27 protein-coding genes are annotated in these 23,994 nt (G+C 63.9%); 15 read left to right on the forward strand and 12 right to left on the reverse strand.

The genetic code is table 11. The features are described from left to right. Window positions 1-66: 66 nt before the first annotated feature. From ACXJ16_RS17645 to ACXJ16_RS17695, 11 genes are all read right to left on the reverse strand, one after another. Window positions 67-1,512 (reverse strand): PstS family phosphate ABC transporter substrate-binding protein, encoded by a 1,446-nt coding sequence (locus tag ACXJ16_RS17645; protein ID WP_463922860.1) that lies wholly within the window; start codon window positions 1,510-1,512, stop codon window positions 67-69. Then, window positions 1,509-2,240 carry a hypothetical protein gene (locus ACXJ16_RS17650; protein WP_463922862.1) on the reverse strand — a complete coding sequence of 244 codons (732 nt, stop codon included), beginning with the start codon at window positions 2,238-2,240 and terminating at the stop codon, window positions 1,509-1,511. The genes ACXJ16_RS17645 and ACXJ16_RS17650 overlap by 4 nt, the downstream gene beginning before the upstream one ends. 2 nt (window positions 2,241-2,242) lie before the next feature. Then, window positions 2,243-4,381 carry a TonB-dependent siderophore receptor gene (locus ACXJ16_RS17655; RefSeq protein WP_463922863.1) on the reverse strand — a complete coding sequence of 713 codons (2,139 nt, stop codon included), beginning with the start codon at window positions 4,379-4,381 and terminating at the stop codon, window positions 2,243-2,245. 356 nt (window positions 4,382-4,737) lie between these two features. Continuing rightward, a complete protein-coding gene (locus ACXJ16_RS17660) occupies window positions 4,738-5,043 on the reverse strand; it encodes a DUF3325 domain-containing protein (protein ID WP_463922864.1) in 306 nt (101 codons plus the stop codon). A 4-nt stretch (window positions 5,044-5,047) separates the two neighbouring features. Next, the gene (locus ACXJ16_RS17665) at window positions 5,048-6,592 is read right to left on the reverse strand and encodes a PepSY-associated TM helix domain-containing protein (protein WP_463922865.1); all 1,545 of its coding nucleotides are present in this window, start codon (window positions 6,590-6,592) and stop codon (window positions 5,048-5,050) included. After that, window positions 6,589-6,909 carry a hypothetical protein gene (locus ACXJ16_RS17670; protein ID WP_463922867.1) on the reverse strand — a complete coding sequence of 107 codons (321 nt, stop codon included), beginning with the start codon at window positions 6,907-6,909 and terminating at the stop codon, window positions 6,589-6,591. Before ACXJ16_RS17670 ends, ACXJ16_RS17665 begins: the two co-directional genes overlap by 4 nt. Beyond that, window positions 6,900-9,314, reverse strand: coding sequence for a TonB-dependent receptor (locus ACXJ16_RS17675; protein WP_463922868.1), 2,415 nt, complete (start codon window positions 9,312-9,314; stop codon window positions 6,900-6,902). The genes ACXJ16_RS17670 and ACXJ16_RS17675 overlap by 10 nt, the downstream gene beginning before the upstream one ends. Window positions 9,315-9,425: 111 nt before the next feature. After that, window positions 9,426-10,400 carry a FecR family protein gene (locus ACXJ16_RS17680; RefSeq protein ID WP_463922869.1) on the reverse strand — a complete coding sequence of 325 codons (975 nt, stop codon included), beginning with the start codon at window positions 10,398-10,400 and terminating at the stop codon, window positions 9,426-9,428. Then, the gene (locus ACXJ16_RS17685) at window positions 10,401-10,910 is read right to left on the reverse strand and encodes a sigma-70 family RNA polymerase sigma factor (protein ID WP_463922870.1); all 510 of its coding nucleotides are present in this window, start codon (window positions 10,908-10,910) and stop codon (window positions 10,401-10,403) included. 252 nt (window positions 10,911-11,162) lie between these two features. Continuing rightward, on the reverse strand, window positions 11,163-11,744 hold the full coding sequence (locus ACXJ16_RS17690) for a class I SAM-dependent methyltransferase (RefSeq protein ID WP_463922871.1): 582 nt from the start codon (window positions 11,742-11,744) through the stop codon (window positions 11,163-11,165). A 426-nt stretch (window positions 11,745-12,170) separates the two neighbouring features. Then, window positions 12,171-12,335 carry a hypothetical protein gene (locus ACXJ16_RS17695; protein ID WP_463922872.1) on the reverse strand — a complete coding sequence of 55 codons (165 nt, stop codon included), beginning with the start codon at window positions 12,333-12,335 and terminating at the stop codon, window positions 12,171-12,173. Between ACXJ16_RS17695 and ACXJ16_RS17700 the strand changes: the two genes are divergently transcribed. Further along, complete coding sequence (locus ACXJ16_RS17700; protein ID WP_463922873.1) at window positions 12,316-13,074, forward strand: SIMPL domain-containing protein; 759 nt, start codon at window positions 12,316-12,318, stop codon at window positions 13,072-13,074. The two genes, ACXJ16_RS17695 and ACXJ16_RS17700, sit on opposite strands and share 20 nt — an antisense overlap. 230 nt (window positions 13,075-13,304) lie before the next feature. Here ACXJ16_RS17700 and ACXJ16_RS17705 read toward each other — a convergent pair whose 3' ends face one another. After that, window positions 13,305-14,420, reverse strand: coding sequence for an aminotransferase class I/II-fold pyridoxal phosphate-dependent enzyme (locus ACXJ16_RS17705; protein WP_463922874.1), 1,116 nt, complete (start codon window positions 14,418-14,420; stop codon window positions 13,305-13,307). Window positions 14,421-14,636: 216 nt separating this feature from the next. On the opposite strand from ACXJ16_RS17705, the gene ACXJ16_RS17710 reads away from it, so the two are divergent. From ACXJ16_RS17710 to ACXJ16_RS17775, 14 genes are all read left to right on the forward strand, one after another. Next, a complete protein-coding gene (locus ACXJ16_RS17710) occupies window positions 14,637-15,833 on the forward strand; it encodes a DUF932 domain-containing protein (protein ID WP_463922875.1) in 1,197 nt (398 codons plus the stop codon). A 10-nt stretch (window positions 15,834-15,843) separates the two neighbouring features. Continuing rightward, window positions 15,844-16,461 carry a hypothetical protein gene (locus ACXJ16_RS17715; protein WP_463922876.1) on the forward strand — a complete coding sequence of 206 codons (618 nt, stop codon included), beginning with the start codon at window positions 15,844-15,846 and terminating at the stop codon, window positions 16,459-16,461. Window positions 16,462-16,562: 101 nt separating this feature from the next. Further along, a complete protein-coding gene (locus tag ACXJ16_RS17720) occupies window positions 16,563-16,766 on the forward strand; it encodes a hypothetical protein (RefSeq protein ID WP_463922877.1) in 204 nt (67 codons plus the stop codon). Between the two features lie 77 nt (window positions 16,767-16,843). After that, a complete protein-coding gene (locus ACXJ16_RS17725; RefSeq protein WP_463922878.1) occupies window positions 16,844-17,716 on the forward strand; it encodes a Mom family adenine methylcarbamoylation protein in 873 nt (290 codons plus the stop codon). A 77-nt stretch (window positions 17,717-17,793) separates the two neighbouring features. After that, entirely contained in the window at window positions 17,794-18,015 is a 222-nt protein-coding gene (locus ACXJ16_RS17730; protein ID WP_463922879.1) for a hypothetical protein, read from the forward strand. Between the two features lie 42 nt (window positions 18,016-18,057). After that, on the forward strand, window positions 18,058-18,288 hold the full coding sequence (locus tag ACXJ16_RS17735) for a sigma factor-like helix-turn-helix DNA-binding protein (protein ID WP_463922880.1): 231 nt from the start codon (window positions 18,058-18,060) through the stop codon (window positions 18,286-18,288). A gap of 55 nt (window positions 18,289-18,343) precedes the next feature. Further along, window positions 18,344-19,030, forward strand: coding sequence for a DUF5983 family protein (locus ACXJ16_RS17740; protein ID WP_463922881.1), 687 nt, complete (start codon window positions 18,344-18,346; stop codon window positions 19,028-19,030). An 11-nt stretch (window positions 19,031-19,041) separates the two neighbouring features. Beyond that, complete coding sequence (locus ACXJ16_RS17745) at window positions 19,042-19,554, forward strand: hypothetical protein (protein WP_463922882.1); 513 nt, start codon at window positions 19,042-19,044, stop codon at window positions 19,552-19,554. 45 nt (window positions 19,555-19,599) lie between these two features. Continuing rightward, window positions 19,600-20,733 carry a phosphoadenosine phosphosulfate reductase domain-containing protein gene (locus tag ACXJ16_RS17750; protein WP_463922883.1) on the forward strand — a complete coding sequence of 378 codons (1,134 nt, stop codon included), beginning with the start codon at window positions 19,600-19,602 and terminating at the stop codon, window positions 20,731-20,733. A gap of 110 nt (window positions 20,734-20,843) precedes the next feature. Continuing rightward, window positions 20,844-21,305, forward strand: coding sequence for a hypothetical protein (locus tag ACXJ16_RS17755; protein WP_463922884.1), 462 nt, complete (start codon window positions 20,844-20,846; stop codon window positions 21,303-21,305). 18 nt (window positions 21,306-21,323) lie between these two features. Next, a complete protein-coding gene (locus ACXJ16_RS17760; RefSeq protein ID WP_463922885.1) occupies window positions 21,324-21,644 on the forward strand; it encodes a hypothetical protein in 321 nt (106 codons plus the stop codon). A gap of 136 nt (window positions 21,645-21,780) precedes the next feature. Beyond that, complete coding sequence (locus ACXJ16_RS17765; RefSeq protein WP_463922886.1) at window positions 21,781-23,361, forward strand: ATP-binding protein; 1,581 nt, start codon at window positions 21,781-21,783, stop codon at window positions 23,359-23,361. A 48-nt stretch (window positions 23,362-23,409) separates the two neighbouring features. Continuing rightward, a complete protein-coding gene (locus ACXJ16_RS17770) occupies window positions 23,410-23,754 on the forward strand; it encodes a DUF5983 family protein (RefSeq protein WP_463922887.1) in 345 nt (114 codons plus the stop codon). Then, window positions 23,751-23,957, forward strand: coding sequence for a hypothetical protein (locus tag ACXJ16_RS17775; RefSeq protein WP_463922889.1), 207 nt, complete (start codon window positions 23,751-23,753; stop codon window positions 23,955-23,957). Before ACXJ16_RS17770 ends, ACXJ16_RS17775 begins: the two co-directional genes overlap by 4 nt. Window positions 23,958-23,994 lie beyond the last annotated feature (37 nt).

Raw genomic sequence — 23,994 nt, forward strand, 5'->3', positions numbered from 1 at the left:
AGAAAGCGATAGGGTAACGTCAAACAGGTGTTGGGCGTCAGTTGAGTTCGAGGTGATTGATTGAATTTATAGACCTGCGATTTTAGCTCGTTCCGCCGCAAGGACGTGTACGTCAAGCGGCACGTAGCCATCGTCCTCTGCGGTGTGCCGCGCGATGATCGCCTGTCCTTCGTCCGAGAGCAGGAAGCGCAGCAGGCCCTTGGCCGCCGGGTCGATCTGCCTGCCCGGCGCCTTGTCGACGTAGATGTTGAGGAAGTACGATATCGGCCAGGCCCCCCGGTCCTTGCCCGCTTGAGGCAGGACATAAGGGCCGCCGTCGCGTGCGGACAGCGGCAGGACACGCACGCCTTCGGGCGCCTCGCCCGCGTCGATCCATGTCGCATAGCCGATGCCGCGAGGGTCCGCCGCGACGGCGGCGAGGATCGCCTTGCCGCTCGGCATCGCCTGGTAGCGGGCGCTGAAGGGAAGCCCGTCCAGTTTCGAGGCGCGCATGGCCGAGCCGAACCCGCCATCGTCGCGCGCGCCATAGACGTGGATCGCGCCTGCCGCGCCGCCCAGCTTCGACCAGTCGGCAATGTCGCCGCCCGGTGCGCCTGCCGCGAAGACGCGCTTCACTTGCGCCATCGACATTCCGGCAAGCGGGTTGCGCACGTTGACGTAGATCGCGGGCGGCGTCTTGCCGTTCGCGCGGGGACCGTGGCTGGCATAGGCGATGCGGATCCGCACCGGATCGTAGCCCTTTACCTGCCGGAAGCCGTCAAGATCGTTCTCCCACAGCTCGCGGCCCATCGGCGCGAAAATCGTGGTTCCGGCCGTCAGCGCAGGCATCGCGGTGGAGGAGCCGCGCAAGTCGGCGATGAAGCGCACCTTGCGCGCGTGACGCGCATAGGCGGCGAGCATGTCGGGCATGATCGTCGTCAGCGTGTCGCTGCCGATGATCGACAGGCTGCCGTCCGGGGCGACGTAGCCCGCCTCGCGCTGCGGGATCGTGATCCCGTGCGGCCTTGCGATCCGTTCCCGCGCATCACTCAGGGCGGCGGCATCGAGCGGCTTGTAGATCGACAGCGCCGCCTTCAACCGTGCCTGCCCAGCGTCCGAGAACAGCGCCTGCAGCACCGGCTTCACCCGTTCATCGACGGCGCCGTCCCTGTCGCAGCGTGCGTAAAGGTAGAGCCCCTGCATCACCGGCACCGCCAGCGGCAGGCCGCCGGAAAAGCGGCGCACGGCGGCGCGCTCGATCACGGTCATCTCGCGCGGGATCACGGCGAGCGCGATGGTGCCTTGCGTCAGCAGCGGCATCGCTCCGGCAGGGCCGACGATGCGGGGGGACAGGCCGCTGGCCGCCGCTGCGATGGCACCGGCTTCCGGTCCGCCGCCGACAGCGAGGGCGCCGTCCGCCAGCACGTAGCGCGCCAGCAGCGGCTGGGCCTCGGGGATCGGCCCGCTGTCCTGCGCCGATGCGGAGCCCGCGATCAGGGCGCATGCCAGCGCGAAGCCAAGCGCGCGCCTCACTTCTTCACCTTGCAGATTTTCGCGCCCGCGCGCGCCCATTTGATCGCGGCGTCGAACAGGGTGCGGCCGGTATCGGTCATCCGGGTAAAGCTGTTGTTCTCCATGCCGATGAACACCCGGCGGGCCGGGGCAAGGTGGTCGTGGTCCATCGTCGCGCCCGCCTCGTAGCCGAACAGGGTCGCCTTGTCCGGCTCGCCCGGCCAGGTCATGATGACGTCGGCGCCGAGGCCCGGCTTGCCCCAGCCTGCGGGCGTGCGCGCCTCGGTCCAGGTGCCCAGACCCGCTGGAATGCCCGCGGCCATCGGATGCGGCGCGCGCACCAGCCAGAAGTAGTGGCCGGTCTCCAGTTCGCCGAAGTCGGTGTCGCGGCGCAGGCCGGTCATCCACAGGTCATCGAGCAGGTCGTTCTCCCAGGTCACCAGCGGCACGCCCATGTCGCGCAAGCGCGCGATCATGGTGCGGTTGGCGGTGAACTGGTTGGAGCGCACCGTCGAGGACATGACGACAAGGTCGAACCCGCAAGGGTCCGTCGCGCCGTCCAGCCCCTCGCTGGTGCTGACGGCATAGCCCATCGTCTCCAGCCGCGCCTTGACCGCCGGGTCGGCCGAACCGCCGGGGGGATCGGCGCGCATCAGGAACAGCACCTTGCCGGCATCCGCCTCCAAGGCAGGGGCGGGAGCCGTACCGATGGCCAGCGCCAGCAGCGCGGCGGCGAATGCCTTTTTCATCGTCAGAAGCCTCCGCTCAAGCCGACGAGGAAGCTACGTCCCTCGCCCGGCGTGATCTGCGCGCGCGAGACTGTGCTGGAGATGTAGTATTCATTGGTGATGTTCTTGACGTTCACCGTCAGGCGCACCTTGTCGGCCAGCTTGTACCACAGACTGCTGTCGAACCGGGTATAGCCGCCGACCGAGAAGCTGTTCTCCAGATTGCCCATGCGGTTGCTTGCGGCAACCACGCCGCCGCCGACGCCGAAGCGGCTCAGCGGACCGTCGACCGGCTCCAGCGTCACCCACAGGCTGCCGCTCCACTTAGGTACGCCGATCAGCTTGTTGCCCTTCGCATAGTCGGTGGAGGAGCGCACGGTGGCGTCGGTATAGGCGCCGTTGGCGATGACTTTGATGCTCGGCGTGATGGCGCCGGACATGTCGAACTCCACACCCTGCGAGCGCTGCACGCCTGCATTGATGTTGTAGCCAACGTTATTGGGATCCTGCTGCGTCACGTTCTCGCGCGTCAGCTGATAGACCGACAGCGTGGAGGCAAGGCGGCCGCCGAACAGTTCGGCCTTGATGCCCGCTTCGTACTGCTTGCCCTTTTCCGGATCGATCGGCTTGCCGTCGATAGTCGGTTCGGGCTTGGACTGGAACGAGCGGGTGAAGTCGGCGAACAGTGAGACGTTCGGCACCGGCTTGAACACCACGCCCACGCGCGGCGACCATGCCTTGTCGTCAGAGGCGTACTGGGTGGTGCCGTGATCCGACTGCTGGGCGTGGTCGTAGCGCACGCCCGCAAGTAGCTTGATCTTGTCGCCGATGTCGATCTGGTCCTGCAGGTAACCGGACAGTGACTTCGACTGCACCTTGCGGTCGGCGGCGGGAACCCAGGTGCCCGGCATGGCGCCATAGACCGGATCGTCGATGTTGATCGCCGCCAGCGTGGCGCGCGCGAACGTGCGGAAGCGGTAGGATTTCACGTACTCGCCGCCGAACACCACTGTGTGCCCGATGCCGCCGGTGGAGAAACGCGCGACCATGTCGGCCTGGGCGTCGTAATTGTGGTTGTTCTCGTGCTGCTCGACGGCAGTGCGGGTGACGCTGCGCGCGCCGGTAGTAGCGTTGACCGCGACGCTGCTGCCGTAGTTGATGCCGAACAGGTCGAGCTTGCCCTCGTCGTAGTGGCCGATCTGGCGGACGGTCAGCCAGTCGGTCAGTTCATGCTCGATGCGGTAGTTGAACTCGTAACGGCTGGATTCGGTTGTCGCCCAGGCTTCCCCCAGGAACCGGTCCCGGGGCAGGTTGACGACGAGATCGCCGTCCGCATCGGTGGTGGCCACGATACCACGATCGGTCTGGTTCTTCTGATGCGCGTACGTCAGGCTGGCGATGATCCGGGTGCGGTCGCTGGGCTCCCACAGCACCGAGCCGGACAGGAACTGCCGACGGTAGGGCTGGAACACGTCGCGGAAGGTGTCGCCGGTCTGCGCAGCGGCGATGAAGCGCACCGCCAGCGTCTTGGCGGCATCGACCGGACCGGTCACATCCACCTGTCCGCGAATGAAGTCGTTGCTGCCGCCCTGCACGGAGAAGTTCATCCCCCGCTCGAAGCGCGGCTGCTTGGTCACGATGTTGATGAGACCACCCGGATCGCCGCGCCCGTAGAGCACCGAGGCCGGGCCCTTGAGCACTTCGATGCGCTCGACGTTGGCGAGGTCACGGTAGCTGTCGTTGGTTTCGATCGCCGGGCTGAGCATGATCGAATCGATCGCGTAGTACGAAGAGCGGAAGCCGCGGATGGTGAAGCTCTCCGACCGGTTACCCGCGTCGGTGCCTGCCTGGATGCCGCTGACGTTGCGCAGCGCGCTGGTGAGATCGAGGATCTGCTGATCGTCGATGACGTCGCGCGGCACGAACTGGATCGACTGCGGCACGTCCATGATGCTGGTGCCGGTACGCGTGGCGGTGGTCAGCTGATCGACCTTGTAATCCTCGCTACGCGCGCCGAGCACTGTAATTTCAGACGAACTGACGTCCTGCGGTGCAGCATCGGCCGCTGATTCGTCAGCGAACGCGGGCGCGGTAACGGCAATGGCCGCAACCAGCGCAAGCCCGCTCGTCCCGGCCCTAGGACGAGTATCAATGAAGTGCATTATGTGGTGCTCCCCGAGGGTTATCTCGATTGTGCGGTGCACATATTGCTATTGCGAACAAATTGCAAGTTTCCCGGAATGAGGTGCTCCCCAGTAATCTCTTCCATTGTCAGCTATCTCGTACAGCCTACCGCAAACCTGCCAATCTCTTCACGGCCATGGCCCGCTATTCGGTAGTTGTAAGGAAAACAAGCTTTTGGCGCCATGCCGCCCGTCATCTTATTACCAGCAAATTTGACTGCGGCTCATGGATTCATAGTGATCGGAGCAAGGCCAACCCGAAAGCAGCCGGTCCGACAATGTTCCGATGATCAACCTTCGGCCCGGCCAGGTTATTCAACAGCAGAGTATTTGAGCTAAACAACTTTACCCTGCGCTCGCGTGGGACGAGTTAGCCACGTCAATAGTAAGACGACGATCAGCGATGCAACTGTCAGCATCACCGTCCAAAGCAGGAGGCCGAAGGCCACCCCGTCCCTCATCACGGCGGGCACCGTTCCCAGAGTGAGGAAGGTCCAGCCTGTCAGTCTAAGCCCGAAGGGTGGGCTTGGTCGCTCGCTTAGCCGGAGAAGCGGCCAATTCTGTTTCTGGCTGAAAGCAAGCAACGCGAAGCCGAGACACGAAATGATACCTGTGGTGACGAGAAGAAATGCGTCTCGCATCGCTCTATGCGTCCGAATCAGAGGCGGCGCTCGGCCGCCGTGCGGCTCGACCAAGCCTGATCGCAGCCGCGGAGGCGATTGCCGCTCCCACCAGCAATGTCGTATCAACACCGGCGGTATGCCAAAGGCCGCACGACATCGCGACAGGCAAGGTATGGCCGGTGGTGATGGCGTTGAGCAGCACGGCGAGAACACCGCCGATCGCGATCAACCAGGCCTGCTCGCGCCATGCGCTCCTCCCCCGAACGAAAGCGTGGATGAGCATGCCGATCCAGACGATGTGGAATGCCCACACTTCTGTCGCGGCGCGGCCTGCGAGCCCCAGCGGCAACAAACGGTTGGCGATGAGAAAGGCCAGCGTCGCGATGAGCAGACCCGTCGTCATTCCGACCGACAGGCCTTCGGCGATACGGACACCACGCAGACCCAGCTTTTCATGGCGCTTTCTCCGTGACTGGACCCAGAACAGCAGGCCCGTGGCGATCAGCACACAGCCGGCCAGGCCCGATAGAAAGTAGAGCCAGCGCAGCGTCCAGTGATCGAACTGGATGGCATGGATGCCATAGAGGAAATCGTAAAACCGGCTGGTGCCCGTATAGGGCGTCTCTGCGAGCAGCTTGCCGCTGGCCCCATCGAACCAGAGCCTGGCGCCGCCCCGATAGGAAATTGTCCGGTCGCTCGTCGGCTTAAGCTCGACATAGGCATTGGCGTCGCCAGGATGGATGACGCGCATATATCTGGGCAGCTCGCCGCCCCAGTGCGCCGCCGCCCTGTCCCGCAACCCGTCCAGCGAGACCAGGGGCCCACCGGGCTCTCCCGCCGCCGGACGGCTGAACCAGCCGGCGCCTGCCGCGGCTCGATCGCCGGCGAAGACAATCGCCTGCGCGCTCGGAAGATAGGTGTAGGAGAAGATCGCGACGCCGGTGAACGAGATCATCAGGTGGAAGGGGAGCGCCAGCACGCCTGAGATATTGTGCAGGTCGAGCGTGGTGCGTTGCGGCTTGCGGACGATGCGCAGGGTGAAGAAGTCGGCGAAGATCTTCCTGTGAATGATAACGCCCGAGATGCACAGCGCCATCATCACCACGGCCGCAAAGGCGCACAGGAATAGGCCTATCCCGAAGGCGTGGATGTGCAGCGTGAAATGATAGGGATAGAAGAAGCGTTCACCGCCGAGTGTGCCCTGATCCGGCATTGGCTCGAGGGTAACCGGATCGATGTAGCGGCGGATCTGATCGCCCTTACGAGATGTCACCCAGGTTTCGGCAACAGGTGTGCGATCGTCGGGCAGGATGATCGTCCAGTTGCGGGCGTCCGGCGCGAGGGCGCGCACGACTTGCAGCAACTGATCCGCAGTCACCTGCGGAACCGCTGCCAACCGTGTCGCCGGCATCATCCAGCGATCTATCTCGCGATCGAACACGGCGAGCGTACCCGTCCAGAAGATGACGAACAGAAGCCCACCGACGAACAGGCCGAACCAGGTATGGAACCAGTTGAGCGCGAGGCGCAGGCCGCCGGGATCGTCAGGATGCGCAGGTGCGCTCACGGCGTTCCTCCTGTGACAGGCAAGGCAGGCTCGATCAGCATGGCGAGGCCGTGGGTGGAGGCCGCTACGAGCGCCAGCGTCAGCCACACCCGCATCAACCGGCGCTCGGCGAAGCACCAGAGCATCAGCACGGCGAACAGCGCATAGCCGATCACGGCCCCAACGATCAGTGCATCGGGCCGCGTGACGCGAGCCGCCAACACCAGCAGCACGGCAATCAGCGCCGCGCTGCCGGCGGTCACCGCATAGACGCCTAGGGTCGCCGCCAGCACCCGGCCGGCGACACGCAAAGCCGGCCGCGCAGGCATCAGAACCACGCTTGGGCCGTGACGCCGATGATCCGCGAGCGTCCCATCGTCCCGTAGAGATCCTGCGGACCCGCGCCATAGTCGATCCGGTTGCGGTAGGTGAAATACTGCTTGTTGAAGAGATTTTCGGCGAAGATCATCAGCGAGATATGATCGAGCGCATAGCCGGCGCGGACATTGACCAGCAGATAGTCTCCTGCCTTGTCGACCGGCGCGTTCTGCATGTCGCGGGCAATGAACGAGCCGGTATATTTGGCGTCAGCGCCAACGAAGAAGCCTGTTTTTGGCCGATAGTCGATGCCCGCCGCCGCAGTCCATTTTGGAGATTGCGGCAGCGAGAGGCCGGTGAAGTCGCCGAGGTCGGCCGCCACGAAGTCGGTGAAGCGGCTGTTGACGTAGCCGAGCGACGCAAAGGTCGAAAGATCGCGCGCCAATGTGTAACGACCTTCCACCTCGCCACCATAGAGCCGCGCCTTGCCGGCATTGGTGAACCGGCGGCTGATGCTGCCATCGGGATTGACGTTGTCGAACCGGACCTGCTGGTCCTTCCAGTCGGTGTAGAAGATGTTGAGCGAGACATTTCCCCGACCGCTTAGGCTGTGGCGGATCGACCCTTCATAGGTGATCGACTTTTCCGGCCCGAAATCCGAGACGATCCCCAGATTGTCGCGTTCAGCGCCGCCGGGGCGCCAGCCGGTCTGAACCACGAAGCCGAACTTCGTGTCGGGCGACAGAGCGATGTCCACGCCTGCCTTGGGCAGGAACACCGTCTCCTTGTTATCGAGCGCATAGACCGCTGTGCTGCCCGTCAGCGCCGGATTGAGGAAGGTCCGCCTGAAGTTCGATTCATAGGTCATGTGCGTGTGATCGATGCGACCGCCGACGATCAGGCTTACATTTTCGATCACGGGCACACTGATCTCGCCGAACACCGCATAGTTGCGGCGGCGGTCGACGGTGTCGGTATCGTCCGTGCGCCCGCCGCTCGAGGGCGTCGTCAGGAGGCGGTCCTGCACCGTGCGCGAGAAGTTGTAGTAGAGGCCTGCCACCGCGCGGAGACCATTGGCGCCATCATAGTTGAAACGCAGCTCCTGCGTGAAGAGGCGCTCCCTGAATGCGCCCTCGGTCGTGTAGATCTGACCTGGCGTCCCGGCATTGACAGAATCGCGGATGGTTTTGGTATTTACCAGCGAGGTGATGGACGACACGGTCATTTCCGGAGCAAGGCTGTAGGTTATGCGCGCCGCGCTCGAATGAGTCTTGGTCTCCCGGACGTCCTGATAATAGGGAAGATTGGTGTCGCCCCGTCGATCCGAGTAGCTCCAACCGAAGCCCGGTCCGCCGACATCGTCATAGGCCGGGGAATCATAGCTGTAGGCGTGGGACAGGGTCGCGGTCAGCCCGGGCAGCGGATCGAACCGCATTTTGCCGCGAAGCTGATAATATTTGTCTTCCTTCAGCGTGTCGTAACGTTCGAAGTCTTCATAGCCTGGATAGCTGGTTTCGGTGTCGCGGCGCTGATATTCGGCGGCAAAGCGGAACGCCAGAACATCCTTGACGATAGGGCCACCGAACGCGGCCGCCGCCTCGCGCGTGCCGATCTCACCGAGGCTGAGACGAGAGGCGGCGTCATACTCATATTGCGGGTCGCGGGTGTTGATGTAGATGGCGCCCGCCAGGGCGGCCCGACCGGTCAGCGTCGATTGCGGACCGCGAAAGACCTCGACCTGTTCGACATCCCAGAGTCCGCGCGCGCCGCGGCGCGCGCCATTGGTGGTCTGTTCCGCGCCGTCGATATAGGTCGTGGCAAGGGGGGCGCCCGGCGTCAGCCCTTCCGAGTTGATCCCCCGGATGACGAAACCGGAATCGAGCCAGTCGCCGCTCATGACATTGGCCATGGTGCGGAACGCTTCGCGGAACGAGGTCAGATCCTTGGTCAGGATATCCTCGCGCGTGACCACGCCGACGCTTGCCTGGGTATCGAGCAGGGTGCGCGCGATCTTCTGCCCGGAGACGACTATCGTATCGGCTTCATGCGCCTCGGGATCGTGGGATGCCGTGACTGGGACTGGCGCAGGCCGCCTGGGAGACCGGCTGGCTGCCGGGCGGCGCGGTGCAGTCGCTGTGGAGGCGGACAGGATGAACCCGCCCCGTCCATCCGCCTGAGCCGTCAATCCGCTGTTGGCCAGCAGGGCATTGAGCGCCTGCTCGGGCGTATAGGTTCCACGCAGGCCCGCCGTCCGGCGCCCGCGCACCAGCGCGGGGTCGACCGTGACCATGATGTCGGCCTGTCGGCCCAGGCGGGCGATGGCGGAACCGAGGGAGCCCGCCGGAATATCGAAGCTGCGCGCCGTCTGAGCTTGTGCATGAGCTGGCTGGGTGGCGAGGAAGCTTCCCGGGACAACCGCTGCCATTGCGACTGCTCCATGCAATATGGCTTTACGGATCTGGTGCATTGAAACCCCCTTGTGTCGTCAGTTCTCACAAGGGGGACGGGCGAGTTTCCCAAACGGCTCAAAAATAGTTCAGTCCTCGCGGGTGATGAGGATTTCGCCGTCGCCCGAGCGGCGCACTTGCAGTTCCGCCGTCCTTCCGATGCCCTCTATCGCGCGGTCTATGTCTCGCAAGGGATAGCTCCCCGTCAATTTCACCCCGCGCAGCAATGCGGCATCGAAGCGGATCGGCCTTTCGCTATAGCGGTTAAGTTCTGTCAGGACGTCGCCGACCTCCTGATCGTCGACCTCAAGCCAGCCGCTTGACCACAGGGCGGCGGTCGCAGGATCGACAGGGCTTTCCTCGATCACGCCGCCCCGCGTGACGCGCGCTCGCTCGCCCGCGGCAAGCGTGTGGCAGGCGCCATCATCCGCCGCCTTGGCCGGACATACACGGACGCGGGATTCGACGACCGTGACCAGCATGGATGTGTCCTCGCGCCGCACAACGAAACTGGTGCCCAGGGCTGTCGCGGTGCCATATGCGGTTTCCACCACGAACGGTCGGGCCTGGTCCTTCGCGACCTTGGCGAGAAGCTGGCCGCGAATGAGGCGCACCTGCCTACCATCTTCGGTCATATCGACGCCAACTGCGCTATCGGTGTCGAGAATGATCTCGCTTCCATCCTGGAGCGCGACGGTGCGGAGTTCGCCGCTCGCCGTTTGATAATCGGGAAAGCGATCACGGATGAAATTGTTCCGGATCCCGGTCCACCCGACTGTCGCCAGAAGGACCAATCCCAACGCTGTGCCGCCGAGACGCCGAAGCCGACGCCGGTCCAGCACCGAGCGAAGCGCGTCGCGCTCGAGGTCGCCGGCGCCCGTGACACGCGCGTCGAAGGCGCGCATCCGGTCGAGCGTGCGTTCATGCAGCGGATGCTCCGCGCGCCACCTGGCGTAGGCGCTGTGATCGTCCGCGCTCATGTCCCCGGAATCGAGCATGGCGGCCCAGCGCGCGGCCTGGTCGATCATGTCCGGCGTCGGACTCTGTTCAGAGAATTCGCTCACTCAGTCCGCATAGGCGATTGCGTAGCAACGCGCATAGGCGAGCGCGATATGTCGCTTTACCGTGCTCAGCGAAATGCCGAGCCGTGTAGCGATGTCCTTCTGTTCCAGCCCTTCGAGGCGGCGCAAGAGGAAAGCGCTTCGCGTTTCCTGGGGGAGCGCGTCAAGCAGGCACAGCACGGCGTTCAAAAGCTGGGTCGCCTCCGCTATCCGCTCAGGCGTTATGCCATCCGTGCCGGGTTGCACTGAAGCGCAGGCGTCAAGAACGGCTCGCTCCACGTCCCGTGTCCGGATATCGTCGATCAGAAGGCGTCGTGCGACCGTGACAAGGTAGCTTCTGGGCGTGTCCAGCACCGTGGCGTGAGGTCGTTCAAGCAGTCGGCAGAACGTATCCTGCGTGAGGTCGGCCGCGCGATGCGAACATCGCGTCTGGCGACGAAGCCAGTGATGGAGCCAGTCGGCATGAGATTCGTAAAGAGCGCCGATTTCACGTCTTGCAGCTACCGCATTCACGTCACGCCCCCGATCGCGCTACCCGCGACGGTAAATGAATCGTCGAGCCAGCCCAGTCGCCGCCCTAGGGCTTTTGCGAGTCATTTGCAACATGGCTCTGTACATCCCCATCTACATCGGTGAAAATTATCCGCTACGTAAGCAGACCCCGTACTTCGCTACAGGGTGACACCAATCGAGTGAAACGGGCCGTCACAGCGCGTTCGCCGCTTCCGCTATGAGCGCGGCTCGAAAATTGGTGCTGGAAGTCGCTCATTGGGGCTTCGCCACATCATAGTAGTTGTTGCCGCCGTTATCAGTAAGACAACGGACCAGATCAAGGCCGACCCTATTCAGGCAGGTTGCATAGGCATCGACCCCAAGCGATAGAGATGCCCGCCCGGTCAACGTGTCGTTCCATTCACAAGCCTGCTGTGGCGCGCTGAAAAGTAACCGGCCACCGGGATCGAGGGCGTCAGCTATCTTGCCAAGCACCCTCTGCTGATCGTTTGCATCGAGCAGGAAGATCAGGCCGATCGATATAGCGCCTTCGAAGGTGCGCCCGAAGAAGGAGCTATCTTGCGCTGATTCGCATGTGACAGGCACGGCAGGAAGGTTCTCACGGAAAGTTTTGACGAGCGAGCGTGACGCATCGATGCCGAATACGACAAACCCATCGTCGATGAGCGCCTTCGCGATCGGAACGCCGGAACCACATCCCACATCAACGATAGGCGAGGGTGGCACCAGACATTCCTTTGCCCATGACCGCACCAGCGCTGCCCCGATCTCGGATCGGATCGCTATGAACCTGTCGGCAACAGCTTCCCAGCCTAGGGAATGGTCGGTCGTCACCAAATGCCTCCAGCTTATTGTGAGGATCAGCGTAACAACCGCTCAACTGGCGGAGAAGTGCCTATTTTGCCAATATCGTCCAAGTTGATCGAGAAACAGGCAATTATCCCTGTCCGTCATACTATTACGGGTAATGCACTGGTGCGCAGACCTAACGGATCGCCGATGTTCGCGCTTCTCCGGTTCCGCTGGCCAACGTCAATAAGAGCGGTCAGATTCGACAGATGACGTTTGATCGGAAATCAGGCGCTCTCTCCGACTATCAGGTGTTTGAGGGGCCAATCGGCATCGTTGCACGCAATGCCTGGACAACCTGCAAACCCGGCAAACTTTAACGGGACAGACGTCGCCAACCGTCGCTGTCCCGCAGTGAGCTGCCATTTTGCAGGGCACGACATCAGGACCTCGCACTCAATATGAACCCGCTCAACTGGCGGTAAAGGCCAAAATCGCGCCGATCCACTGCGATTTACCGATAATCAGCTCGTTTCGGCAACCTGTAGCAATCCCGCCATGGGTTGTGCCGGGAGTGCTGACAGCTACACTGGCCGTGCCATCATCGGAGATATCCATGCGCCGCTTCGCCGTCATTCTTCTTATCCTCCTACCATCCGCTGCTATCGCGCAATCCGATGGCGACGCGCGGCCCAGGATCGTTGTCACCAGCGCCGCAACGATCCCGAGTCCGCCCGACCGTGCCGTCGTCAACTTCTCCGTCCACGGCGAGGGCGCTACCAGCGACGAGGCCGTGCGCGCCATGGTGGCGAAACGCGAAGCGATCGAGAAGGGGCTGGCTGGCGTTTCCGCCCAGCCCGACATACGTGCCGCGCAGGTCGGCATCGCTGAGGTCCGCGGTCGCGATTGCAATCGCAACGGTTACGGCAATCCGCGTCTGTCGACAGGCGAATGCGCCATCATTGGCTATACCGCCGATCTTCAGGTCGAAGTTCGCACCGCAGCGGTGAACGAGGCCGGAACGATGGTGTCGCTTGCCGGCCGGCTCGGCGCAACCAACCCCCGCATCGACCGCTTCTTCCTTGCCGAAGATAAGGAGATACGGCGGCGCGGGGTCGCAGAGGCGCTGGCCGAGGCCAAGCTACAGGCCGAAGCCATTGCGCGCGCCTCCGGTGTCAAGTTGGGCGGCATACTCAGTGTCTCAAACCTAAGCTTCAACGGTCCAGGCCCCTATGACGACATCGTTGTCTCGGCGCAGCGCGTCAGTGCGCCTCCGCCGCCGCCACCGCCGCCGCCGCCAGTCGCAATCGGACTGAAGCCCCGCGCGATCGAAACGCAGGTGCGCGTGCAGGTAGTCTACGCGATTGTGCCCTGACCGTCAGTCGTCGTTGTCGAAATCAACAGGAGCGATAGGCGACGTTCCCCATGTCGATTGACGAATGACCGCTCCATAGAGCACGACAAAAAGACCAATCCCGACGCGGCGCGCCCGCGCGGGGGGACCCTATCCGGTTCCCTGGAGGCCCGCGATCGTTAGATCTTACACGCTCCTGTTTCCCCTTATGAAGCAGCCTGGGAACGGGCAATTGATTACAGTCATATCGTTCAGTTCGATATCGCCCCAAGGAGATGAGCTCGCATCGTCGAAACCGCGCCCTCGAAACCGTCCGCCTGTTGCGCGAAGCCGATGCGAAGATGTGCCGGGTGGCCGAAGCAGTCGCCGGGAGCGACGAGCACGCCATTGTCGGCAAGAGCCCGACAAAATGGCCGGCTGTCGCGGCCGTCGATGAACCACGGGAAGCAGGTTGTGCCGCCGCGGGGCCGCACCCATGCGAGGATACCATCGACCGCAACCATGAGATCGTCCAAAAGCGCCAGATTTGCAGCGGCGATACGATCAAGACGCGACAGGACGCTGTGCCGCTCGCGCAATGCCTGCGCTGCCAGCCGTTCCGTCAAGGGCGAGCCACTGATCGTGAAATAGCTGCGGGCGTCGATGATCCGGCGACGGCGGGCGGCGTCATGATCCACGATCCAGCCGGTGCGAAGGCCAGGCAACGAGAACGCCTTTGAAAGGTCGCTCGTCACTATCACACCATCGATGCTGGCCGCCGAGGGCAGCCGCTGCCCGAAATAGAGCGGATGATAGACTTCGTCGACGATCAGCGCGATGCCGCGCGGGGCTAGCTGGCAGGCAAGTCTTTCGATCTCGGCCCGCTCCATCACGGATCCGGTGGGATTGTGCGGTGTGTTGACGACGACGACGACGGTATCGGCGTCGGTCATCGCCAGCACCGCCTCCGCCCCCAGTGTGAAGCCGGTCTTGGGTGAAAGGCTATAGGAACGGACGGCAAGACCCCACACTCCCGCCATTGCCGCATAGGCCGGATAACCGGGATCAGGCAGTACGACGTTGCCACCCGGCCGGGCATGCAGGCAAAGCAGGATCGACAGCGCTTCGGACGAGCCTGTGGTGACGACGACGGCCTCCGGCGTGACCTCCTGAAAGTCGGCGATCGCCTCGCGTAGTTCGCTTCCTCCCTCGGGCGGCGCATAACTCAGGACGGTCGCGCCAATGTCGGCCCCGGTCGCGTCCAGGGCGGCGATTTCGCCGGCCGACCATCGAGGGCCGGTGCTGGACGCGAGATTGAACGCGATGGGCGGCTGCGCGAAATCATAGGCTGACAGCCAGTGATCGAGAAGAAAGGGGGGCAGCTTCATAGCTTACCCCTATCGCACGCGCTGATCCATGGCGAAACATCCATGAGCCAATCAGACTGAAGAGGCATTCAACAATTCCGCAATGGCCGGCGACATTTCCCGCGATCGTATCACGCGCCAAGCCCCGAGCCGATACGGGACAGGATGGAGGGAAGGGGGTGGGGGAAGGTTGGCCGGTCCGAAGCGGATCGGGCTGTTCCAACCAGGAGATGTCCCATGGCAACGCTTGCCCAGCATATCGACGCGCCCCAGGTCTCTGGCGCCTACAAGGTCGACATATCCCGCGGTCGCAACATCGGGCGGGTCTCGTCCGAATGGTATTCGCGTCCCGACGACGAAAAATTCCTCTCCCTCGACGATCTCTATGAAAGCGTTCGCCGTCGCGCCGACCGCGCACGCACGCGCATCGTCGAAAGTCGCGACGTCCGCGTCGAGGCGAGCATGGACAATGCCGAGCGCCTCAGCCTCATCGTTCCCGGCGAAGCCGAACCGATCGCCCCCACCAACTGGTCGTTCGGGCAATTGTCGAGCCTGGTAGGCGCTCCCGCCTCATATTTGCGGAGCCTGCCTGCCGCGCTCGCCGGCATCAATCTCCAGCATGGCCTCCTGAGCCATCGTGGCGAGCAGGTGAAGCTCCTCAAGACCGACGAGGGGCGTGCCGAACTGCGCGCCGTCACCGGGCCCGATTATGGCCGGATCTGGGACCATGAACTGGTCGCGGCCGTCCGGAAGTTCGCGGGCAACGGTGTTTCCGATACGCGCTGGAAGGTTCCGGGCGTGCTCGACTGGCGGTCGATGCGCTATAACCCCTATGTCGACGTCACGCGCGAGACGACGACCCTCTATGCGTCGGATCGCGACGTTTTCCTGTTCCTGGTCGATGACACGCATCCGATCGAAGCGGGAAAATTGCCGAATGGTGACCCCGATCTCTTCTTCCGCGGCTTCTATTGCTGGAACTCGGAAGTTGGCTCCAAGACATTGGGAATTGCGACTTTCTATCTGCGCGCCGTGTGCATGAATCGCAATCTGTGGGGCGTCGAAAATTTCGAGGAGATCCGGGTACGCCACTCGAAATTCGCCGCCAACCGCTTCGCCCATGAGGCGGCGCCCGCGCTCGAGACCTTCGCCGACTCTTCGGCGCTGAGCTTCATCGAGGGCATCAAGACGGCACGCGGCCGCATCGTCGCACGGTCCGACGAGGATCGCGACTCCTTCCTGCGCAAGAACGGCTTCTCCAAGACCGACACCGCGAAGATCATCCAGTCGGTGATCGCCGAAGAAGGCCATCCGCCCGCCAGCCTGTTCGATTTCGTGCAGGGCATCACCGCGCACGCCCGCGCCAAATCCAACCAGGACACGCGGCTCGAAATCGAGGGCAAGGCGCGCAAGCTCTTCGCCAAGGCTAACTGAGGAGGTCGCCATGCGGAGCTTCACGATCGAAAGCACCTACCGGCTGCCGGTCTTCCGCCACCGGACCTATGAGGCGGCCACCCCCGAAGATGCCTGCCGGCTCGCTATCGAGGACGGGGACTGGACCGGTCAGAAGGAGGATTATGAGAATAGCGGAGCCGCTTACCTGACCGGTATCTGGCCCGGTGTGGACAGCGCCTATATCGCCCCCGCGTTGGCGCTTCCGCCCGGTTTCGCCGAGAACGAATATCCGCCACCGGCGACCGGGATGGAATCGGACACGCCGATAGCGGCTCCCCTCATGCCGCGCTGTCGCCATTGTGGCAGCGCGGACATCTGTCGGGACGCGAACGCCATTTGGGACGAGATCGCGCAAGCCTGGTCGCTGCTCGCAACCTATGACAGCCAGACCTGCGAGCGTTGCGGCGCGGACAGCAACAACCTCGCTCTCTGGGTTCCGGTCGCAGAGGCTGGCTCGGCCACCGCTTTCCTGTGGGAAGTTGTTCAGGCGCTCGAAGCCACGTCCCTCGCCTGGGAAGCGGAATTCCAGCGCTTCTGCACCGAAAGCCATGGCCATCTGACGGCTTATGAAGCCGCTAGCCGATGGCGCAGCGCCGCGGGCGCCTGACCGTCCGGTCCTGTCACCGGGCCGATCTTCAATACCCGCTCACCTCAAGGCGGCTTCGACCCAGGTCGGAGCCGCCCTTTTCATATCGAAAGGATCCGATCATGCACGCATTCGCTCAGGTCGAAATGCAGACCTTCACCGTCACCGTTGAATTCTCCAGCGGCGGCGAGCCCTATGCAATCGAGACTTACATAGTCGAGGCAACCGACTGGTATCGGGCCCAGCGCGACGCGCTCGAAATGTCTGTCTCCAGTCCCTACGACAATGTGCGCATCCCCGACCTCACGCGCCGCGTGATCGCATAGTAGCCAGCCCGGCGTTCTCCCGCCGCCGATCGCGGCATGGGCGGGAGAAGTCGCCGCCGCAACCGGAGTGTCGCCAAATGATCACCACCAGAAGCCAACGCTGGCGCGATCGGCGCTGCCGCTGGGTGCCCGGCGCCACCGAGATCGACCCCAGGCGGTTCGCCGTCGATATCATCGACACCGTCAAACAGGCCGCCCCCTTCGTGCGCCAGCATCACTATGCCGCCTCGATGCCGGTCACTCGCCTGTCGATCGGTCTTTTCCGAAACGGCGCCGGCGGACGATCCGACCTGGTCGGCGTCTGCGTCTTCGCCCACCCGGTCAACAACGCCAGCGTCCCCAAATCAGCGGGCCTTTCCGATCCGCGCAGCGCCTGCGACCTCGGACGCCTCGTGCTGCTCGACGACACCGGCGGCAACGCCGAAACCTGGATGCTCTCGCGCGCCTTCAAACTGCTGCGCCGCGAGAAGCCGGAGATCGTGTCGGTCATCTCCTATGCCGATCCGATCCGCCGCACCGACGAGCAGGGCCAGGTGTTCATGCCCGGCCATGTCGGCACGCTCTATTGCGTGATGGGTAGCCGCTATACCGGCCGCTCGTCCGCACGCATCGATCTTATCCTGCCCAACGGCCAGCCGATCTCGAGCCGGGCGATCTCGAAAATCCGTAACGACGAATGCGGTCAACGCTATGCTGCCGAGCAACTCGCCGCCGCCGGTGCCCGGACCCGTCGCTCCGGCGAGGATGGAGCGCACTGGCTCGCCGATCTCGAACGCTCCGGCTTCCTGCGCCGTCAAAAGCACCCGGGCAACCATGTCTATCTGTTCCCGCTTACCAAAGCGGCGCGGATTGCGGCGCGGGCGGTGCCGAGCCTGCCCTATCCCGAACTCGATCGCGGCACGTCCGCCGGAGATGTGACAGCGCTCCCACTGCTTGCCCACGCAGCCTGAGGCAAATCGAAGCAGTCGGAGGGAAGGGGGCGGGAATGGGGTGCCGGTCAGGGATCGGCCCGACGGAGAACCCCACCATGTCCGATCATGACGCCCGCGCCCTCCTTGTCGAGGCGCTCGATTTCTTCAACGACCATCCCCGCTTCAGCCTTCGACGCGACCGGCGTCGGACGAGCTACGAACTCGCCGCGCGGATCGATGCCTTCCTTGCGCCCGACACTGCCGATCTGCCGGTCGTGGCTGCCGCCGGCGAACGCTGGCCTAACGCTCATATCCTACGGATCGACCCTGAGGAGTAGATCGTCCAGCGCGATGGCGACGGCTATTGGGTGCGGGCATGGGTGCGCGTGGATGCAGCCGGTCTTGCTGACGTCGGCGCTGCGTCGATTGACCGATACGCCAGCGCGGTCGCCGCACTGCCGGAGATCACCCGTCAGCTTCTCCTGGCGGATTTCCTTGGCGACGAGGATTTCACTACGATCGCGGCCCGTCTCGGGATCACCACGCACGAGGTCGAGCAGCATATTGCCGACGCACTCGCCGCCATCGCCCAGGCGCTTGACCGGGCCTGATCACACGCTCGGAGTGCCCGTTCGCGCACCCGGCACATCCCCAGGGAGACAATTCATGACCCATATGACAAGGGACGATTTCGCGCGCCTGCTGGCCCGGGCACGCACGACCATCGCCGACGCTGCTCCGACGGCCCATATCCTCTGCGATGAATTGGCGCAGGCCGAGCGGCTCGTGCACGATCACGTCGTTCCCTGGGCGGCCGACATCCACGCCGCGTTCATCGACCATCGTCATGGAGGTGATCTCTACGCCGCCTTCACGCGCGAGGCGCTCATGGCCGAGGTGGCCTCATTCTGCCGCGAATGGTGGCCGGACATCCGTGACGGGCGTGATCCCTCGACGCTCTCAGACGAAGACGCAAGTTCGATCTACTTCGACGCGCAAGAAGAGGAATATCTCTGGACAGACCGCATCTCAATCGAGGCACCCGCGGTCGACTCATCTCATGCACTGCGTGTCGGTCGCCATCTCGTGATCAGCACCAGCCATATCCGTCCCGCCACCGCGGAGCTTCTCGACCAATGGGCGCAGATGATCCCCGAATCCCGCCCGCTCGGTGTCGCTGAGGCCGGCTATGGCTGGTTCGTTCTGACGGGTCCGCGTGACAGCCTGGAGCGCGAAATGGTCCCGAACGAGCTTTGGGCCGCTGTCGAGTTCGCGCGCGCACAGGGCTGCCGTTGGCTTCTTCTCGATCGTGATGCGGATTGCGTCGACGATCTCGAAACGTTCGAGTGGTGAAGGGCGGCGCCATGACCCACCGCTCCTCCCGGGCCGAGGTTCGCAATCCGGTCCTCGGTCTTCCCGCCGCGCGGCTCATCCTGGCCATGCCTGCCGATATCCGCGCTCTGCTCGCGGTGCTGCTGCTCGACCTGGCCGCCGATTCGCGCCGTCGTGCCCGATCGAGCTGGGACAGCCGCAAGGCATTTGTCGCTGCTTACTGGGCCACGCTTGCCGTCTATGCCGGACATATCGCCCGCATCCTTGCCGGCGCCGGGCGGCGAGCTGCTTCGCGCAAGCCCTTTCGCGTCATCCAGCGCGGCTTTCCAGAGCTTTCTGCAGCGAACTGGGCGGAAGCCTCCAGCCTCTATTGCGAGCGCCGCGACCGTTCGGGTCTGGGCGCCAGCATGTTCCCCGAGGCTCTGCTCCTGATCGCCGAAACGCCCGTGGGGCGGATCAGCTATAACGGCCGGATCTGGCTGCCCGGCGAATGGGAGCCCGGCGCGGAGCCCCTCTACGACAACAGGCCGCCTGTCGACCGCTGACCGGCGCGCGGTCGCGCCGATCCACCGCACCCGAGGAGACCCCGCATGGGCGCAGCTCTTGCGCGCGGCTTGTTCGCCGCACCTGACGATCCATTGCCCGCTATTGACGAGACGGTGCTGGCGGCCATCAGGGGTGGTGCCTGGTTCGCCTTCAATCTTTCGGGTGGCAAGGATTCCACCGCCTCGGCCCATGCTGCTATCGCGCTGCTTGATGCCTTGGGCCATCCCCGCGATCGACGGATTGCAATCCACGCGGACCTCGGCCGGGCGGAATGGCGGTCGACCCCGGCTATGGTTGCAGCGATCGCCGACAGGCTGGGGATTCCCCTGCTGGTTGTCAGCCGATCGGCAGGCGACATGGTGGCACGCTGGGAACAACGCTTTCTCTCCGGCAAGCGCCGTTACGAGGCGCTCGAGACCTATAATCTCATCGGCCCATGGTCATCGGCATCGCTGCGTTTCTGCACGTCCGAACTGAAGGTCCAGGTGATCGGCCCCGAACTGGCGCGTCGCTATCGGGGTGAGACTATCGTTTCGGTCATCGGCCTGCGCCGCGACGAAAGCCCGAGCCGGCGCTCGACCCCGATTTCCCGAAGCGACGAACGTTTCGCGAAGCCACGCAATGCCGCTGGTACGCACATGCTCAGCTGGCATCCGGCGGTCGACTGGAGCGTTGACGATGTGTTCGGGATCCATGAGCGCCACGGGCTGCCGTTGCACGAAGCCTATGTCCGCTACCGCACGACGCGTCTGTCCTGTGCTTTTTGCGTGCTTGGATCCGCGCACGATTTGGCTGCCTCCGCGCAAGCTCCCGGCAATCTCGATCTCTACTGCCATCTCGTGGCGATCGAGCTGGATTCGACCTTCTCCTTCCAGCCCCAACGATGGCTCGCCGATGTTGCGCCCCAATTGCTGTCAGCCGCACGTCTTCGCGAGGTCGCCCGCGTCAAAGCGCGGTCCCATGAGCGCCGGACGCTCGAAGCGGCAATGCCCCCGGAACTGCGGTTCGTGAAGGGCTGGCCACCACGCATGCCGAGCCTGGCCGAGGCCTCGCTGATCACCAAGGCCCGCGCGCCGATCCTCGCCCATCACGGCCTCGCCGACCATTTTCCCGACGCTGCCGCAGTCCAGGCGCGGTTCGCAGACCTCCTTGCCGCGAAGGCCGAACGGTCCCGGTAGCGAGCCGGAGGGGAGGGCTCCTGTTGAAGATGCGTCGGGCGAGTTTCGCCTGTGCGTCCCCCTGCTGCCGAATGCGCAGCCCCATGCCTCCATGATCGAAGGAACAGCCAATGGACATCATCGTCTCTCGGTCCCGCATTCCGGGCACCGCCTCGACCTATCACTATCGCGCCCTCGTGCCACTGGCCGAAGTGGCGCTCGAGCGGCGCCCGCGCTGCGTCGTCATCCAGGCCCGAATCGGCTATGGACGGGCGCCCTCGACCCGCATCGCCGATGTCGTCGCACCCGCCGCCTGGTATGAGCGTGATCTGGCGACCCCCTTGGGCCTCGCGGCGCGGCTCAATCTGGTCGCGCGGCGGATCGAGGCGCTCATAGTCCGCGCCGTCTATCCTGAGATGACGGCACGGCTGACCCCGCTGATGCTCGCGCTCGACTTCGATCCCGGCGAGGCCAGCTACCGCGTCGCCGTCGCTGACCTCAATGCAGCGTTCGACCGGTTCGCGCCAGGCATCGACAGGCTCATGGCAGCTGATCTCGGCCTCTACCAGGGCTGCGACCTGCGCGCCGCCTGACACCGAAAGGACCCCGTCATGGCCCACTATTCCGAAGGCAGCCTCGAAACCGCCGCCTGCCTCTGGGAGGCGGTTCTGGCCCTGCGCTCCCGGCCGATCACGGATCCCGATGCGATCGGCCTCGCTCTCGCGATCGGCAAAACGTTCGATGCGCTCGGCACCGCTGCGCTGCGGCTGACTGTGGTTGGCTGGACCGATGCCGTCGAAGCGTCCTGGCGCAAGGTCGAGAAGGACTATCCGCTCTGCTTCGACTGGGATTTTGTGCCTGGCTGGATCATCGACCACATCGACTGGTCCGATCCATTCCACCCCGCCGTAATGCAAAGGGGAGGGGGATGAGGGCTCATGCGGCGGGGAATTGGTCTCCGTCAGACAGGAGTCCCATCCCATGTCCTTTCCTGCCACCATCCGGCCCGAGGTCGGCAAGTCGCTCATCACCAAGGTCTCACGCCTGTTCAACGGCACGCTCGGCGATGTGCTGCTGGAGCTTTTTCAGAACGCCCGTCGTGCCGGTGCGCGCGCGATCCATGTCGCGGTCTATAATCTCCCCGCCGGCATTGCGCTGTCCATCTATGACGACGGTTGCGGCATCGACGATCCCGCCAACCTTCTGACCCTCGGCGTTTCGGGCTGGCAGCAGGATATCCGTTCCCGCGAGGATCCAGCCGGCATGGGGGTATTCAGCCTCGCCGGCCGCGATGTGGTTGTCCGCTCCTGCTCGCGAGCGGCCGGACGGGGGTGGTCGGTCCATATTCCGGCTGATGGATGGGAAGGGGCTGTGCCGCTCGCAATAGAGTCGTGCGGGATCGTGCGCGGCACCGAGGTCCAGATCATGCTGCCGGCCGCCTGGGAGGAGCAGCTTGGGTCAGCACTGCGCGTCGCGGCCCGATATTTCCCGCTGCCGGTTCATTTCGCGGGCGCGCAGCTTCCGTGCGAAGACTTTCTCGCCGGTGCGGAACGGATCGAGTTGTGGGAAGGCTGTCGCATCGGTATCTTCCACGACGGCACGACTGAGGCAGTCCACACGCCCCGGATCAATTTCCATGGCGTCACGGTCGCCTCCCGGCTTCCCACTCTGAGCGAAATCGAGAGTCCCCATAGCTGGCGGGTACGGGTCGATATCGCCGACGCGCCGGCGCTTCAGCTCGTGCTCCCCGCGCGCAAGGAAATGGTCGAGAACGAGGCACTGTCCCGGCTCAGGGAAGCGGCCGAGGTCGCGCTTTACCGAACCATCGCCTGTGAAGCGTCTCATCGCCTTCCCTATAAAGCATGGGCCAGAGCCAAGGAACTTGGTGTCTTTCTCCCCGAAGCGGAAGCATCCCTCAATAGCTGGATCCCTACCGTTGCTGACACAGCCAACCGATATCAGGGAACGGCCGTCCGGTCAGGGCCGATGATCATCATGACCGACCATGAACCAGATATCGAGCAGGCGCTCGCCCGCGCGCTCGACAAGGCCTCGCCCCTTGAAGGCAAACTCGTGCAGGAAAATCGCGATTTCGAGGGCTACCAATGGTATGACGGACTGTCACGTCTCCTGTCCTGCGGCTTCGTGATGAAACGGAACGGAATCCTGCATCGATATGCGGATGACGTCGCTTTGCCCGACGACTTCGAATGCGGGCCGGTCGAGGCACTCAGTGCCGAAATCGTTCTACAACATGGCGCTACCTCACCGACCGAACCCGCCATCTACCGCGTGCCCACGGACATGCTGGTCTGCAAAAATGCCTCCTGGACGCTCGACGAGGCGACCATCCTGTTCGACAGCGAGGCCAATGTGCAGCCGGACGCGCTTGCCGACCTGATGTACGCCAGCCTGTTCTGTTATTCCGACGATTGCGAGCGCGATAGCTGGGATACGCAATCGCTCGCATTCGAGCGTGAAGCCCACAATCTCGCCAACCTGCTGTTGCTTGGCGAGGACGAAGCGCTGCTCGCCCAATTGCGCGAGGCGGTTTTCGAACACGTCCAGTGGCTCATCCCGGATGGCCAGTTCCTCACGATCTCCGCTGACAGGAGCAGGCTCTCGCTCTCGCTCGATCAGGCGGCCTGACCCCATCGGCCGAACCTCGCGCAAACCCTCAGGAAGGAGAGACACCTCATGCGCCGTTCCTCGCTTTTCGTCTGCTCGACTGCCCATCTGCCCGTGGCTGAGCGTCGTCACATCGATCACCTGATCGCCGTCGCGCCGCGCGGGGCGGATGGACGTGTCGAAGTCGGTCATCCCGATCTGGTGTTCGAACCCTATGTCTATGGCTTCTTCGTCCACACCTGCGTCGTCGGGTGCGGCGGCGAAGCGCCCGACATCAGCCCGGAATTCTGGGCAACCCTGAAGGCGGCATTCGACAGGGATGCCTCCTGGGTCCTGTTCGACCGCGACGAGCCTGTGTCGCCTGGCCTCCCTGTCTTTCCAGTTCCCGAATGTCCTGAGGAGCATCCGTCATGATCGCCGCCACCCAGACACCGTCCGGTGCGTCCGCGCCTGCGACGCTTGCAACCTTCGATCGTGCCTACGCCGTTGCTGTTCAGAAGCGCCGCGAAACCGGACGGCCGCAATTCGTGTTGCGCACGGGCGACCCGCTCCAGCCCTTCCGCGTCTCTGCCACCGGCCCCAAGCGCAACCAGTCACTGATGACCCTCATTGCCTGATGCATGCGAGCCGGCCTCGGACCGGCTCTCCCACCTT

This window comes from Novosphingobium sp. TK71 (assembly GCF_055361505.1).

What these genes read in the sequence shown, in the direction of transcription:
- ACXJ16_RS17650 (WP_463922862.1), bottom strand. Translation starts at nt 2,240, where the DNA reads ATGAAAAAGGCATTCGCCGCCGCGCTGCTGGCGCTGGCCATCGGTACG.
- ACXJ16_RS17655 (WP_463922863.1), bottom strand. Translation starts at nt 4,381, where the DNA reads ATGCACTTCATTGATACTCGTCCTAGGGCCGGGACGAGCGGGCTTGCG.
- ACXJ16_RS17660 (WP_463922864.1), bottom strand. Translation starts at nt 5,043, where the DNA reads ATGCGAGACGCATTTCTTCTCGTCACCACAGGTATCATTTCGTGTCTC.
- ACXJ16_RS17675 (WP_463922868.1), bottom strand. Translation starts at nt 9,314, where the DNA reads ATGGCAGCGGTTGTCCCGGGAAGCTTCCTCGCCACCCAGCCAGCTCAT.
- ACXJ16_RS17700 (WP_463922873.1), top strand. Translation starts at nt 12,316, where the DNA reads ATGCGCCGCTTCGCCGTCATTCTTCTTATCCTCCTACCATCCGCTGCT.
- ACXJ16_RS17695 (WP_463922872.1), bottom strand. Translation starts at nt 12,335, where the DNA reads ATGACGGCGAAGCGGCGCATGGATATCTCCGATGATGGCACGGCCAGT.
- ACXJ16_RS17705 (WP_463922874.1), bottom strand. Translation starts at nt 14,420, where the DNA reads ATGAAGCTGCCCCCCTTTCTTCTCGATCACTGGCTGTCAGCCTATGAT.
- ACXJ16_RS17710 (WP_463922875.1), top strand. Translation starts at nt 14,637, where the DNA reads ATGGCAACGCTTGCCCAGCATATCGACGCGCCCCAGGTCTCTGGCGCC.
- ACXJ16_RS17715 (WP_463922876.1), top strand. Translation starts at nt 15,844, where the DNA reads ATGCGGAGCTTCACGATCGAAAGCACCTACCGGCTGCCGGTCTTCCGC.
- ACXJ16_RS17720 (WP_463922877.1), top strand. Translation starts at nt 16,563, where the DNA reads ATGCACGCATTCGCTCAGGTCGAAATGCAGACCTTCACCGTCACCGTT.
- ACXJ16_RS17725 (WP_463922878.1), top strand. Translation starts at nt 16,844, where the DNA reads ATGATCACCACCAGAAGCCAACGCTGGCGCGATCGGCGCTGCCGCTGG.
- ACXJ16_RS17730 (WP_463922879.1), top strand. Translation starts at nt 17,794, where the DNA reads ATGTCCGATCATGACGCCCGCGCCCTCCTTGTCGAGGCGCTCGATTTC.
- ACXJ16_RS17740 (WP_463922881.1), top strand. Translation starts at nt 18,344, where the DNA reads ATGACCCATATGACAAGGGACGATTTCGCGCGCCTGCTGGCCCGGGCA.
- ACXJ16_RS17745 (WP_463922882.1), top strand. Translation starts at nt 19,042, where the DNA reads ATGACCCACCGCTCCTCCCGGGCCGAGGTTCGCAATCCGGTCCTCGGT.
- ACXJ16_RS17750 (WP_463922883.1), top strand. Translation starts at nt 19,600, where the DNA reads ATGGGCGCAGCTCTTGCGCGCGGCTTGTTCGCCGCACCTGACGATCCA.
- ACXJ16_RS17755 (WP_463922884.1), top strand. Translation starts at nt 20,844, where the DNA reads ATGGACATCATCGTCTCTCGGTCCCGCATTCCGGGCACCGCCTCGACC.
- ACXJ16_RS17760 (WP_463922885.1), top strand. Translation starts at nt 21,324, where the DNA reads ATGGCCCACTATTCCGAAGGCAGCCTCGAAACCGCCGCCTGCCTCTGG.
- ACXJ16_RS17770 (WP_463922887.1), top strand. Translation starts at nt 23,410, where the DNA reads ATGCGCCGTTCCTCGCTTTTCGTCTGCTCGACTGCCCATCTGCCCGTG.
- ACXJ16_RS17775 (WP_463922889.1), top strand. Translation starts at nt 23,751, where the DNA reads ATGATCGCCGCCACCCAGACACCGTCCGGTGCGTCCGCGCCTGCGACG.